Here is a 13,131-nt window from a genome sequence, read left to right as displayed (position 1 = left end):
CGCGATCGGAGACAATGTGCCACGGCGGACACTCGACTCATTGGTGACTCAGGTCGCCTCGGAGCTGATGGGTGTGGACGCCACGACGATGGTGGCCGCGACCGAACGCGTGCTCGCTCAGTTGGTCGAGTACTTCGACGTGGATTTCAGCTATGTGCGACACACCGACCGCGAACGTCGGGCAACCGTACTGATCGCGGAGTGGCCGCACCGGCAGCAGATACCCGACCCGGATCCGCTCGGTGTCATCTACTTCGACAACGCCGACCCGGTGTTCCGCGCGCTGGAACACTCGACCGAGCCTTTGGTCGCCCGCCCGACTCCGGAGTTCGCCGAGTATCAGGAAACGGTCCGCCGGGCCTCCGGTATCGCCGCGGTGACCTCGGCGGCCGTACCGCTGCTGTCCAGAGGTGAGCCGACCGGTGCGCTCGGATTCGTGAAGGCCGGCGATCGGGAATGGAGCACCCGCGAACTCAACGTGCTCAAGGCCATCGCTACGCTCTTCGCGCAGTTGCAGGCGCGGGTGGTCGCGGAGGAACGGCTCCGATATATCGCGCTGCACGACGATCTGACCGGTCTGGCCAATCGGCGCGCGCTGCTCGAACATATGGAAGATCGATTACGCACCGGCAGTCCCGGCCCAGTGGCGGCTTTCTTCCTCGACCTGGATCGCTTGAAAGCACTCAACGATTTCCTCGGTCACACCGCGGGGGATAATTTCATTCGCACGTTGTCGACGCGACTGCGGGAGAATCTCGACCCGAACGACATGATCGCTCGACTGGGTGGTGACGAATTCGTCATCGTTCCCGCGAAACCCATGGACGCGGTGGCGGCCGAGTACGAGGCCAACCGCATCCAGCAGTTGATCGCCAGGCGTGTCACCGTCGGCGGGGAGTCCGTCAGTCGTGGTGCGAGCGTGGGAGTGGCGCTGGGAATTCCGGGGCAGACCACGGTCGCCGATGTGCTCCGCCGCGCCGATCACGCGCTACTGTCGGCGAAGTCCGGCGGTGGCAACGGCGTCGCGGTATTCACCGACACGATGCGCGCCCAGTTCGAACTGCAAGACGACGTGGAACTCAACCTACGCGGCGCGGTCTCCGACGGCTCGCTGCTGCTGCACTATCAACCCGAGGTGGACTTGCGCACGGGGCGCATCGTGGCGCTGGAGGCGCTGGTCCGCTGGCTGCATCCGACCAGGGGACTGCTGCCCCCTGGTGCTTTCGTCACCGTCGCCGAGGCCACCAATCTAGCCGGTGAGCTGGGGCGCTGGGTAATTCGGTCCGCGTGTGCGCAGTTCGCCGAATGGCGTCGCCGCGGCATGGCGGGCAATGTGGTGATGCGAATCAACGTGTCGCCGGTGCAATTGGTCAGCCTCGATTTCGTCGAGCGCATCGAGGACATCCTGCGACTGTTCGGAATCGACGGAAGTTCGGTGTGCCTGGAGATCACCGAACACGTCGTGGTGCAGGATCTGGCCCGGACGCAGGTCACGCTGCGTGGCCTGAAACGGATGGGTGTCCAGATCGCCATCGACGACTTCGGTACCGGATACAGCTCGCTGTCGCACCTCAAGGCGCTGCCGGTGGACGCGGTGAAGATCGATCGGGGCTTCGTGCAACGCCTCGGTGCGAGCACCGACGATCTGGCTATCGTAAAATCCATTATCGGCCTTGCCGGCTCGTTCGGCCTCGGCGTGGTCGCCGAAGGCGTCGAGACGGCAGTCGCGGCGCGCACCCTGGTCGGTCTCGGCTGCTATCGGGCGCAAGGGTTTCTGATCGCGCGGCCGATGCCCGCCGAGCAGGTCGAATCTCATCTGGCCGCAGGCAAGATTCCGCTCGACCTCGATCTGCCGCGGGCCGGTCGCGGCCTGCCGACGCACTGAACCGCGGGTCGCCGGTCCCGGCGATCCGGGGCGGCGCCGCCTGATCCGCCGGTTCTTTCACGGTTGTTCACGCATCGTTGGGCGCAGTGGTCCCGGCGGCAACCCGATCCACTGCACGATCGGCGAGGCGCGCATCGTTCAGCTCGCGAACTTCTACGGTCCGCGCTCGGGTGGGTTGCGCACCGCGTTGAATCACCTCGGCGAGGGCTATGTCGCCGTGGGACACCAGTTTTGAGCAAAGGCAGTGTCCTCGAGGTGCTGCGAGAGGCGGGTGGCGATGCGTAACTAGGGCTGAGCGACGACCAGATTGATGAGGCGCAGCTGGCCTGATACCAATGCCGCTCAGTTGAGTGCGGTGACCTGGCCGTCAAGTTGCGTGGTGGCCGGTTTGTGACGCGAATCTGGAAACACGTTACCGCACAGAGCGAAACCCGCAGATCGATGAACTGCGGCTTCGCTGTACAGTGAGCCCAACGCGGACTAACACTCCACAACCCGAACCCTTTGACAGTCGAAGGGCAAGCGATTCGGATCATGCCGGTGGCTACCCGGCGGGTGTGAGCGGTCGTACGCCAAGCGGCACGCCCGCGCTCCGTCGCCGGGCTACCGCAACATGTCGCGAACGACCCCGACTGCCGTTGCGCCACACACGAAATGAGATGGGCCGGACAGCACTCCATCCTCGCTGTCCGGCCCATCTTCCCTCGGCTCGCCCACCGGTCCGGTCGCTGTTCCATCAGACGCAGGTACTCGCGGGTCAACTCGGCCAACTTGCGACCCAGCGCGTCGTAGAAGTGCACGGGCCGCGCCGCGCTGCTGGCCACGTCCTGGCCGTATTTGCCTGCGAGTGTGGCCAGACACTCCCCGCAGGCGGCATTGCAGGTCGCAGGTGTGGTGGACGCGCGAGGACGCGGATCGCGTCATCGATGTCGAGTTCACCGGGATCGCTGTCACAGGCGGCGTCCGCGACGGGTTTGTCTTCGACCAGCATCGGGATCGGGCGGTTGGTGATCCTGACCGGTGGCTTATCTATATCGCGCGGTATGTGTTCAGCACGTCTTTCACCGCATCGGTGACGGGCAGCTCCTCCGTGATGCCCGTCCACGTGTAAGCGTCGTGTTCGGTCAATTTCACTGGCTCCGGCACGCTCACCGCCACAGTGAAATTGAATTGACGGCTCCTCTTTCCGCTGCCACCCCTGTAATCGAAGCTGCCGAGGAATTCGCCGAGGTCAGTTACGTTCAGGCCGGTTTCCTCTGCGACTTCGCGAATAAGGGCTGCATCCAGGGTCTCGCCAGTTTCAACCTTTCCGCTGGGCAGCTCGAATATCCCACCCATGAAGTCATCCTTGGGCCGCTGGAGCAAAAGCACCGTGCCCTTGTGTTCCACTACAGCACCCACAACGAGTTGCTGTATTCCGTCTATTTCGGCTTCAGCGGTGAGACGGGCAATCAACGCGGAATCGACCATTGTTCTGATTCATCCTTCACAGGTCACGGTATCGGTCGGAGACTTTGCGGAACGCTTCGATGTAGCTGTCTACCAACGGCATATCCTCCTCACGGTGCCAGACGGGCAGTTTCAGCGTGGTGGCATGTACGGCCTCGGCTTGCGGGAACTCGCCGGGGCCGTAGGCCAGCGCATCTGTATAGGCCGGTAGCAGCGGTTCGGGTTGCTGGAACAGGGGCAGCAGGTTCAGCGGGCACATGGAGCCGGGCCGGTCTACTTCGCGGCACCCTTCGGCGTGCAGCGCATCGTAGAAGCGCTGTATGGGAAGCCCGCCCAGCTCGTCGGCCCGGTATCGCAGCGTCAGCCCGTACCAGGACGGGCGCACCCCGGCCGGTACGTAGGGCACGGTGATGCCCGCTAGGTCGCTGAGCTGATCACGCAGGTACCGCGCGACTCTGTCCCGGCCGTCTAGGTAGCCGTCGAGGTTCGCGAGCTGGTCACGGGCGAGACTCGCCGCCAAGGGGTGAATGCGGTGCTTGAGCCCGGTACCGGTGACGGCGTAGCGGTAGAGCGGATGCTCTCGCGGGATCTCGTTACGGCACCGCTTGTTGTACTGGCCATGCAGGAGCACCCGGTAATAGACCTCCGTGTCGTCGGTGAGGATAAAACCACCCTCCCCGGCCGATAGCGGTTTGGGACCGTTCATGCTGAAAGCGGCAGCGCGGCCAAAGGTTCCGGCGCGCTGGCCGTTTATGCTCGCGCCGTGGGCGTGGGAACCATCCTCCAACAGGATCAGGCCGTGATCATCCGCGACCGCTTGCAACCCCGGCATGTCGGCGGGCAGACCCCACATGTGGGTAACGATGAGCGCCTTGGTATTTGGAGAGATGCGCCGTATTACTTCGTCGGGGTCGAGGTTGCCGGTCGTGTCGCAGTCGGCCAGCACAGGCACCACTCCCAGGTGGAGCAGCGGCGTCACAGTGGCGAAGAACGTGTATGCCGGGGCTATCACCTCATCACCGGGGCCGATGCCGCACGCCGCGTACATCGAATAGAGAGCAGCCGTGCCGGAGCTGGTGAGCACGGCATGTGCCATACCGTGGTACTCGCGTAGTTCGTTCTCCAATTCTTCGACCACGCCAGAACGGTCATAAATCGATACTGCGCATTCGAGCTGGGCCAGCACAGCGCTTCTTGCGCTGTCTCCCAGTGGTGGCCAGGTGAAATGTGGGCCGTCATGCCGAACGGTTGGTGTTCCTCCGAGCAAGGCCAGAGGGTTGGTCACGGCGTCCCCTTCGGATTTACGTAGGTGTGTGTATTGGCCGACTCATAGCAAGCCGCGATGAAACTCATGTGCGCGAGGTTTTCTACTGGGCCGCTGAGGTTCGGGCGTAGTCCTTCGATGACCCGGCAGAAATAATCAATCTGGCAGGTTGCCGCCGAGGGCCATGACTGTTCACGCGATAGCGATTCGATGACTTCGCCGCCGTTGGTGAGGCGGCGTAGCCGTCCACGCTCTAAATGCACCACGCCTTTACTGCCGACAAGCCTGATTTGCTCACTTTTCGGACCGATGAACCGCGACAGCAGCAGCGACCCGTACAGGCCGGAGTTGTAGCCGAAATGAACGAGTGCGGTGTCTTCGGCGTCGTAGATGCGGTCTGGTCTGGCCCGTACCGACATGTCCGCCAACACGCGATCGGGTAGGCCGAAGTACCACAGGACCATGTCAATGAGGTGGTAGCCCATGTCGATGACGCAACCGCCTCCAGCCATCGCCGATTTACCGCGCCACCCCTCAGAGGGATCATCGACAAACAGCGTGTATTGCCCCTCCACTATGAACGGTGTTCCGATCTGGTCGGCCAACTGCATAAAGCTCGTATAAATCGGATTGAAACGACGCTGCAACGTGACCATGAGCTGAATATCGGCACTCCGGCACTGTTGCGCGAGGTCATGCGCTTCGGAAATAGTGGTGGCGAACGGCTTCTCTTTCAGCACATGAACACGATGCTCAGCCGCAGCGCTGATAACGGCACGCCCGATGTGGTGTGGCACGGTAACAATAACCAAATCGAGTTGCTCTTTGCGGAACATCTCATGAAAATCGGTATAGCCACCCACATTCAGTCGGTACTGATGCTCACGCACCAACTCCGGGTCGTCATCACACACCGCCGCTAATTCAGCACCCTCGGACTCTTTGAGCCCCGGTATGTGATCGTCGAGTGCCTGCCGACCGAGGCCGACCACGCCCGCCCGTAACTTTCCCTGACGCCGTCCACTGAGCCTGAGGGGGTGGATGTGGGCTCGAGGTTCGGCAACATCCGGATTGGCCGGTAGGTTGACCGTCGTCGTGTCCTGGCTAGAGATAGTCATGATGCACCTTTCTCGCGGTGTTGACTTGTTGCTGTAGCCCGTCAAGCGTTCGTTGCATCACGGGCACATCAGAAAAGGCAATGATCGGAGGATCGGGTTCGGGATAGGAATAGCGGCCAACAGTTCGGTGCGGCATACGGTCGGCGGAGTGGTGAAGTTTGGCCCAGATGACTTTCCCGCCGCCGGGTGCCCGATACCAGCCCCATTCATCGCTGAGCCTTTGCACAGCGGCCAAATTGTCATCCAGAAACTCACCGTCTGGCGGAAGCGGGGCACCACTTTTGCTGTCCCACACCTCGATAAGCAAACCGGGCCGGATGAGCCTCAGCCGGATACCGATCAGCGGCGGCGAGTCTTTCATCACCTCGATAAAGCGCGGCGGCAGGCTGGGGACCCCGGTAAGTTCCACCGCTCGAGTGACCAGGTGCGATGTAATGCTTTCAGCGGTATCGGCCATATGCGAGAACCCCCACGCGATGGCCGCGCGGCGCGCGAAAAGCACCGACAGATTCTCCGCCCTGCCCAGGGACTTGCCGCTGCTCCCCAGCGCCACGAGGGTTAGTTCTTCGGGTGCGGCGGCCGGATGGGCATCGGGCGGTCTCAGATAGCTGGGATACAAGCGGACGACACTCACGGCATCCCCCCAATTGTGTTGCGTCCGATGATGATCGAAGGCGCAAACCGGTCAAGGTGGCGCAGGGAGAAACCCAGCCAGGCGCGCACCGTGCACGTGATCCGCATCGGCCACGGCCACCACCAGCCGCGCACTTCACGCCACACCATGCACCGGCCGCGCTTGTCGAGCTGGTGACAGTCCAGAAGCGGCGGCAGCTCCCCGGCAATACCAAGCAACCACCGCTCCCACTCCAATCGCTCTGCCGTCTCGGATTCGGGGAAGCTCATCGCACGGCCCAAACCGTGATCAGCACGCCCCCCACAGGGCTCACTGTCCGAGGACTGACCGTGCTGCGCCGCGCTGTATCTTGACTGGTCATAGCTCGTTGCCTCCATTGCTACGCACTAGGTTTCGGCCGTACCCTGCAGCCAACCGTTGGCAGCGACCACGGACCAGAGCGCACACTGAGCACTAATGAGGCGCGAAAGAGGCAATGCCCCGCTGAGCGCGGGTGTAGGGGTGGAAGGTGAAGGGCATGGCGACTGTTGGGCGCGGGGTGCGTCGCGGTTTCGCGCAGCGCCGTAAGGCTCTGGGGTTTACTCAGGAGTCGTTGGCCGCGCGTGTAAACGTGGAGCGGTCAACCGTGGTGCGCTGGGAGGCCGGTAAGAGTGAGCCTCTGGCGTGGCTGTGGCCCAAACTCGCTGTCGCGTTGAAAGTCACCCCTGAACAACTCACCGACCTCCTTGCTCCTGACGCAATGCTGTCCGACGCTCCCGCCGCGGTGCCCCTGCGACCTGCCGACAAAGCAATCCCGGATGACTCGAGCAGCGGCTCGAATGACGGCAATATGTTTCATCTGCGGCGAGTGCTTATGGGATGCATTCCAGATACGTCGCCAGGAGCACAGCTGGAACTGACCGCTGCGGTAACTCGCGCATGGGATTTGTTCTTTTCGGCTCGATTCGGCGAAATGGAACGGGCGCTCCCTGCCGCTTTAGCAAGCGCCTATAGCGCAGCTGAGGCGGAGACAGGTGAGCCACGGCGTCAAATCAATATTTCGGTCGCTCAACTACTGCACGCCTCATCAAATCTTCTGGGCTACGTGGCGCAGGAAGACTTAGCTGCCCTAGCGCTCGTCCGCGCAGATGCACTGGCAGCGGAGAGCGGAGACGAACTGACACGCGCTGCTATTAAAGGGTCGCAGTCATGGTTGTTGGCGAAAAACGGCATGTACGACGATGCAGCCGCGTACGCCGACCAAGCAGCTACCGATATTGAACCGCGTTTGTCCACAGCCACCCCGCGCCATATCGCAATCTGGGGAGAACTTCTATGCTATGCAGCATTCGCAGCCTCTCGAACCGGGGACTACCGTGAGGCACGAAGATATCTACGCTTATGCGAATCGGCCGGGACGCAGCTAGAAGACGAGTATGCCAGTAGACCCGAGGCGTCCAATGTGTTCGGTCACACCTCGGCCGCTAGTTTCGGTGTTATCAACGAGACTGGGGCGAATCGGCCGCGTGAAGCTTTAAAACTTGCTGCTGTTGTCGGTGGGGGTGGTGCCGGAATTCCGCCCACGCTGCGCAGCCGCAGGCTCATCAACGTTGCACAAGCCCAGATCCACAATCGAGATGATGTGGGAGCCGTGGATACGCTTCGTCATGCGTGCTCGATGGCACCGGAATTCGTTGGTCACATACCCCTGGCCCACACGCTGACCAACGAGCTACTGACCCGTCGAGGTAGGCAACGGCTGGATGGGCTTGTCAGCGTTGCCGAACGCCTCGGCGTATCCGTCCAACCCGTAGGAATCCGACCTTGATCGTCAACCCTGCCGCGTTTACCATCTTGTGCTTCGGTGACTCCAACACCTTCGGCCAACCATCCGAAGGGCGCGGCCGATGGCCGGCCGACGTGCGCTGGACCGGGCAGCTACAGCAACTTCTGGGTACCGGATACGCCATTATCGAGGAAGGTCTCGGCGGTCGTACCACCGACTTGGACGACCCCGATCGTGATGACCGCAATGGCCGTACCTACTTTCAACCATGCCTGCGCAGCCACTCGCCCTTGGACATGGTGGTCATCATGCTGGGGAACAACGATCTCAAAACCAAGTTCGGTCGAGAAACAGACGCCGTCGCAACCGCGCTCGAGGGCTATATCGACAACATCGAGCATACTGCTTGGACCCGAACCGGTGGAGTGCCTGCGGTATTGCTGGTCAGTCCGATCCATCTCGATGCCGACCAGCCTGCGTTTGCCGAGCAAAGTTCCGAGTACGACGCCGACTCCGTGCGCAAATCACGCGAACTCGGCGCGGCGATACGCCGCGTCGCTGACAAGCGCAAGGTTTTGTTCGTGGACGCGGCTACCGTCGCGTGTCCGGGAATTGACGGCACACACCTGAGCCGTGACTCACACGAACCTCTTTCAAAGATGATCGCCAAAAAAATCGGGTCGAACAAAGAGCCTGGTGCGGAACCAGCCCGTCTCTGAGAATCGTTCCTGGCAATCTCCACGATCTGGTGATAAACCTAATTTCCGGGTGGTGCTGATCTGATCGTGCCGGGTCCACAGCGCGCCGAGGAGATGCCCCCCACCGGGGTTGTGCGGATAACGCTGCCCGCCTTGGTGATTCCCCGCACCGGCGGCTACCGAGCAGCCGACCCGCGGCAGGTGGCCGATGTGCTGGCCGGGCCGCGGCCCGACGTACTGGAGGTGTCCGATCGGCTGACGCTGCGCGGGTTCGGCCGCTGCACGGCGGCGCGACGTGGCCGGCGTCATGATCTCGCATGAACGACTCGACCGGCTGCTCGGCCAGGTCCTGACTGGTCCGGTGGCGCGCCACTGTGCCGACGCGGCCAACCGGCGCACGGCCGCCGACTACGACGTCGTCGTCTGTACCACCGAGTTCGCCCGTCAGGAGTTCTCGCGTATCGGCGCGCCGAATGTCAGTTGGTGCCGCTCGGCGTGGACCTGGACCTGTTCAGCCCACGTCGATGGGACCGCGGGCTGCGCGCGGAGTTCGGGGTGCCCGGGCGCCCGCTGCTGGTGCACTGCGGCAGGTTGTCGGCGGAGAAACGGGTGGACCGCAGCATCGAGGCAGTGGGCGCGCTGCGTAAAGCGGGTGTCGAGGCCCGGCTGGTGGTTCGGGGGACGGGCCGCGGCGTGCAACGCTCCACCGGCTGGCGTCGGCGCTGCCCGGCGGGTTGCCTGCTGTGCATTTCACCGGGTTCATCGCCGAACGCGCGATGGTGGCGAATCTGCTTGCGACCGCGGATGTCTCGCTGGCGCCCGGTCCACACGAGACATTCGGGCTCGCCGCGTTGGAGGCGCTCGCGGCGGGTACACCGGTCGTGGCGAGCCGATCTTCTGCACTGGCCGACATCGTGACCTCGGACTGCGGCGCGGTTGCCGCCGATCATCCCTCGGCGTTCGCGCAGGCCGTCACCGGCGTGCTGGCCATGCCGCACGCCGGGCGGCGCACGGCGGCGCGCAGCCGCGCCGAACAATTCATCTGGCCCAGGGCGGTGGCCGGCATGCTCGCGGTACTCGGCCGCTAACGGTTGTGGTGGCCGAGTAGGCCGCTCGAGTACCCTGCGGGGAACCGATTCGGTGATTCGAGATGGGATGCGCAGTGCTTGGTATTGGTCGCAGGCGAGCAGGCCGTAGGACGGTACGCGGCGCGAAAGTTCTGGTGACGGGCGCGGCCAGCGGGATCGGCAGGGCCACGGCGCGGGCCGCCGCGGCGGCGGGCGCCGAACTGGTGCTCACCGACATCGACGCCACTGGCTTGGACGAGACGGTGGCCGGCATCCGCGCGGCCGGCGGCGTCGTCATCGCGGCAGACGCGCTGGATATCACCGATTACGACGCGGTCACGGCCTTCGCCGAGCGAGTACACGCCGAACACGGAAGCCTCGATGTGATCATGAACGTCGCGGGCATCTCGGCCTGGGGGACGGTGGAGAATCTGGAGCATCGGCACTGGCGGCAGATGGTCGAGGTCAACCTGATGGGCCCGATCCACGTGATCGAGAACTTCGTGCCGTCGATGGTGCGCGCGGGCAAGGGCGGTGCGTTGGTGAACGTGTCGTCAGCGGCAGGGTTGCTCGCGTTGCCCTGGCACGCGGCCTACAGCGCGAGCAAATACGGCATTCGCGGTGTGTCGGAGGTGTTGCGCTTCGATCTGGCGCAGCATGGCATCACGGTGCATCTGGTGGTACCCGGTGCGGTGAACACGCCGCTGGTGCACAGTGTCGAACTGGCCGGGGTGAACAAGGACAACCCGAAGATCGAGCGGCTCACCGCGGCCTTCGCTTCCCACGCGGTGCCGCCGGAACGAGTGGCGACGGCGATCCTGCGTGGCATCGAGCACAACCGCTTTCTGGTCTACACCTCGTTCGATATCCGGTTCGGGTACTGGTGGGCGCGCAAATTCGCGTTCCCCTACGAGTTCGCCATGCGCCGCACCAGCGCTCGGTTCAGCAGGTTGCTGGCTTCGTCGGGCAGTTGAGGTGGACGTCGAGCACGCGGGCGCCCGGCCCCTGCGCGCCGAGCCGGTCGTGCTCGTTGACCAGGCGGCAGCTTCCTAGCGACAGACAACCGCAGCCGATGCAACCGGTGAGGTTGTCGCGTAGGCGGATCAGCTGGTTGATCCGGTCGTCGAGGTCCGCCCGCCAGGTGGTGGACAGCGTCTCCCAGTCCCGCCGCGTGGGGTTGCGGCCCTCCGGCAGCTGATCGAGGGCGGCGCGGATCTCGCTGAGCGGTATGCCGACTCGCTGGGAAATGCGGATGAAGGCCACGCGGCGCAGGGTCTCACGGGTGTATCTACGCTGGTTCCCGCTGGTGCGTCTGCTCGTGATGAGCCCTTCGCGTTCGTAGAAGTGCAACGCGGAAACCGCGACTCCACTACGCTCGGAGAGCTGCCCGGGGGTCAGCTCCTTCGCGCGCCAATCCGCTGTCGACATGCATTCTCCTCCATTCACCTCAACCATACTTCAGGTTTTGATGGGTGGGGCGCAAATCGGACAGCGCGGGCCGATCGGCATGTGAAGACGGGATTGCCGTGCTCTTCGGCGCGCGGCGAACTACGGTCTGATCATGGAGCAGATGCTGTGCCCGCGCGGCATGGAGAGGATCCGGACGTGATGGCGCCCGACCCCGAGCGGAACGGCCGACGTTTGGCGGTGACCTCCGAAGTCGGCACGCTGCGTACGGTGCTGCTGCACCGGCCTGGCGACGAACTGCGCAGGCTGACCCCGCGCAACAACGACCAGCTGTTGTTCGACGGCATCCCGTGGGTGGAGCGCGCACAGCAGGAACACGACATGTTCGCGAGCGTCCTGCGTGAGCGCGGTACCGAGGTGCTGTTGCTGTCCGACCTGCTCGCCGAGACGCTCGCGGTCAGCGGCGCCGCCCGCGTTCAGGGCATCTCGGCCGCGGTCGACGCGCGCAGGCTCGGACATGCTCTCGCCGGCGAACTGGCCGCCTTCCTGCGCGGCGTGCCGGCCAGGGAGCTTGCCGACATTCTGATGGCGGGGATGACCTTCGATGAGTTGCCGTTCGGTCCCGACGCGACCTCGCTGGTCCGCCGCATGCACCACGGCGCGGACTTCGTCATCGATCCGTTGCCCAATCTGCTGTTCACCCGGGACTCCTCGTTCTGGGTCGGCCCGCGCGTCGCGATCACTTCGCTCGCGTTGCCCGCCCGCAGCCGAGAGACCTCGCTCACCGATCTCATCTACGCTTTCCACCCCCGTTTTCTCGGGGTGCGCCGCGCCTACGAATCGCACACCGCACCGATCGAAGGCGGCGACGTGTTGCTGCTTTCCGAGGGGGTCGTCGCGGTGGGTGTCGGCGAACGCACCTCGCCCGCGGGCGCGGAAGCATTGGCGCGCAGCCTGTTCGACGACGATATAGCGCACACGGTGCTCGTGGTTCCGATCGCCCAGAACCGCGCGACCATGCATCTGGACACCGTGTGCACCATGGTCGACGCCGATGCCGTGGTGATGTATCCGGCGGTTCGAGACTCATTGTGCGCGTTCACGATTCGCAAAGACGACGAATACACCGGTCGCAGTGGCAACGGCCGGGTCGGCATCCGCGGTCCCGAGCCGTTCCTGCCGGCGGCGGCCGAGGCGATGGGCATCGGCAAGCTGCGGGTGATCGACACCGGCCTGGACGGTGTCACCGCCGAACGCGAGCAATGGGACGACGGCAACAACACCCTCGCGCTCGCGCCCGGTGTCGTGGTCGCCTACGAGCGTAATGAGATGACCAACGCCAGACTGGAGGACGCGGGCATCGAGGTGCTGCGCATCCCCGGCTCCGAACTGGGTTCCGGCCGCGGCGGACCCCGCTGCCTGTCGTGCCCACTGTCCCGAAATGACGCGTGAGTGGGCCATGTTCAGCATCAGCGTTTTGCATGATTCGTCCGTACCACCGTATGAGCAGTTGCGCGTGGGCGTGATCGCCCAGGTGCGCGCCGGCACGTTGACGGCCGGGACCAAGATCCCGACCGTTCGCGCGCTCGCGGCCCAGCTGGGGCTGGCCCCGAACACGGTGGCGCGCGCCTATCGCGAATTGGAGGCCGACGGGGTGCTGGAGACCAGAGGCAGGCAGGGCTCTTTCATAGCGTCATCGGGCGACCCGACTCTGGATGTCGCGGGACGGGCCGCCAGCGCCTATGTCGCCACCGTCCGGCGGCTCGGTCTGGACGACGAGGCCGCGCTGCGCTACATCAGGGCAGCGTTGGAGGGCTGACACACCGGTCGGGTCGGCCCGACCA

Annotated in this window: 12 protein-coding genes and 2 pseudogenes; 8 read left to right on the top strand and 6 right to left on the bottom strand. The window is 64.1% G+C overall.

Annotated features, from left to right (window positions below; translation table 11 throughout):
• Positions 1-43: 43 nt before the first annotated feature.
• Positions 44-1,885 (top strand): bifunctional diguanylate cyclase/phosphodiesterase, encoded by a 1,842-nt coding sequence (locus AB0C34_RS16085; RefSeq protein ID WP_357073024.1) that lies wholly within the window; start codon positions 44-46, stop codon positions 1,883-1,885.
• Positions 1,886-1,991: 106 nt separating this feature from the next.
• Positions 1,992-2,114 (top strand): annotated as a pseudogene (locus AB0C34_RS16080) (alpha-(1-2)-phosphatidylinositol mannosyltransferase); the annotation flags it as partial.
• An 800-nt stretch (positions 2,115-2,914) separates the two neighbouring features.
• Here the strand turns inward: AB0C34_RS16080 and AB0C34_RS16075 are convergent.
• The 5 genes from AB0C34_RS16075 to AB0C34_RS16055 are packed head-to-tail and all read right to left on the bottom strand — an operon-like array spanning position 2,915 to position 6,619.
• Complete coding sequence (locus AB0C34_RS16075; RefSeq protein WP_357072568.1) at positions 2,915-3,355, bottom strand: NUDIX domain-containing protein; 441 nt, start codon at positions 3,353-3,355, stop codon at positions 2,915-2,917.
• Positions 3,356-3,371: 16 nt separating this feature from the next.
• Entirely contained in the window at positions 3,372-4,619 is a 1,248-nt protein-coding gene (locus AB0C34_RS16070) for a DegT/DnrJ/EryC1/StrS family aminotransferase (protein ID WP_357072565.1), read from the bottom strand.
• Entirely contained in the window at positions 4,616-5,716 is a 1,101-nt protein-coding gene (locus AB0C34_RS16065) for a Gfo/Idh/MocA family oxidoreductase (protein WP_357072562.1), read from the bottom strand. Before AB0C34_RS16065 ends, AB0C34_RS16070 begins: the two co-directional genes overlap by 4 nt.
• Positions 5,703-6,350 carry an ATP-binding protein gene (locus AB0C34_RS16060; protein WP_357072559.1) on the bottom strand — a complete coding sequence of 216 codons (648 nt, stop codon included), beginning with the start codon at positions 6,348-6,350 and terminating at the stop codon, positions 5,703-5,705. Before AB0C34_RS16060 ends, AB0C34_RS16065 begins: the two co-directional genes overlap by 14 nt.
• The gene (locus tag AB0C34_RS16055; protein ID WP_357072556.1) at positions 6,347-6,619 is read right to left on the bottom strand and encodes a hypothetical protein; all 273 of its coding nucleotides are present in this window, start codon (positions 6,617-6,619) and stop codon (positions 6,347-6,349) included. The genes AB0C34_RS16060 and AB0C34_RS16055 overlap by 4 nt, the downstream gene beginning before the upstream one ends.
• A 248-nt stretch (positions 6,620-6,867) precedes the next feature.
• Between AB0C34_RS16055 and AB0C34_RS16050 the strand changes: the two genes are divergently transcribed.
• The 4 genes and pseudogenes from AB0C34_RS16050 (at position 6,868) to AB0C34_RS16035 (ending at position 10,854) form a co-directional block, all read left to right on the top strand.
• A complete protein-coding gene (locus AB0C34_RS16050) occupies positions 6,868-8,157 on the top strand; it encodes a helix-turn-helix transcriptional regulator (protein ID WP_357072553.1) in 1,290 nt (429 codons plus the stop codon).
• Positions 8,154-8,834 (top strand): GDSL-type esterase/lipase family protein, encoded by a 681-nt coding sequence (locus AB0C34_RS16045; protein WP_357072550.1) that lies wholly within the window; start codon positions 8,154-8,156, stop codon positions 8,832-8,834. The genes AB0C34_RS16050 and AB0C34_RS16045 overlap by 4 nt, the downstream gene beginning before the upstream one ends.
• 60 nt (positions 8,835-8,894) lie before the next feature.
• A pseudogene (locus AB0C34_RS16040) lies at positions 8,895-9,901 on the top strand (glycosyltransferase).
• 74 nt (positions 9,902-9,975) lie between these two features.
• A complete protein-coding gene (locus AB0C34_RS16035; protein WP_357072547.1) occupies positions 9,976-10,854 on the top strand; it encodes an SDR family oxidoreductase in 879 nt (292 codons plus the stop codon).
• On the opposite strand, the gene soxR is transcribed toward AB0C34_RS16035, so the two are convergent.
• A complete protein-coding gene (soxR, locus tag AB0C34_RS16030; RefSeq protein WP_357072544.1) occupies positions 10,823-11,308 on the bottom strand; it encodes a redox-sensitive transcriptional activator SoxR in 486 nt (161 codons plus the stop codon). The genes AB0C34_RS16035 and soxR overlap by 32 nt on opposite strands.
• A gap of 180 nt (positions 11,309-11,488) precedes the next feature.
• Here soxR and arcA point away from each other — a divergent pair, with 180 nt between their 5' ends.
• Both arcA and AB0C34_RS16020 read left to right on the top strand, forming a co-directional pair.
• Positions 11,489-12,739, top strand: coding sequence for an arginine deiminase (arcA, locus tag AB0C34_RS16025; RefSeq protein WP_357073021.1), 1,251 nt, complete (start codon positions 11,489-11,491; stop codon positions 12,737-12,739).
• 7 nt (positions 12,740-12,746) lie between these two features.
• Entirely contained in the window at positions 12,747-13,106 is a 360-nt protein-coding gene (locus tag AB0C34_RS16020) for a GntR family transcriptional regulator (RefSeq protein ID WP_357073018.1), read from the top strand.
• The last annotated feature ends 25 nt before the right edge of the window (positions 13,107-13,131 follow it).

Origin of the sequence: Nocardia sp. NPDC049220, from assembly GCF_040647855.1 — a bacterium.
GTDB lineage: Bacteria > Actinomycetota > Actinomycetes > Mycobacteriales > Mycobacteriaceae > Nocardia.
Note: the sequence above shows the minus strand (reverse complement) of the source record. Positions and strands in the feature narration are given on the sequence as shown.

Bases quoted from the DNA above. Each gene is read 5' to 3' on its own strand.
- AB0C34_RS16065 (WP_357072562.1), bottom strand. From the start codon at position 5,716: ATGACTATCTCTAGCCAGGACACGACGACGGTCAACCTACCGGCCAAT.
- AB0C34_RS16020 (WP_357073018.1), top strand. From the start codon at position 12,747: ATGTTCAGCATCAGCGTTTTGCATGATTCGTCCGTACCACCGTATGAG.
- AB0C34_RS16055 (WP_357072556.1), bottom strand. From the start codon at position 6,619: ATGAGCTTCCCCGAATCCGAGACGGCAGAGCGATTGGAGTGGGAGCGG.
- AB0C34_RS16050 (WP_357072553.1), top strand. From the start codon at position 6,868: ATGGCGACTGTTGGGCGCGGGGTGCGTCGCGGTTTCGCGCAGCGCCGT.
- AB0C34_RS16075 (WP_357072568.1), bottom strand. From the start codon at position 3,355: ATGGTCGATTCCGCGTTGATTGCCCGTCTCACCGCTGAAGCCGAAATA.
- arcA (WP_357073021.1), top strand. From the start codon at position 11,489: ATGGCGCCCGACCCCGAGCGGAACGGCCGACGTTTGGCGGTGACCTCC.
- soxR (WP_357072544.1), bottom strand. From the start codon at position 11,308: ATGTCGACAGCGGATTGGCGCGCGAAGGAGCTGACCCCCGGGCAGCTC.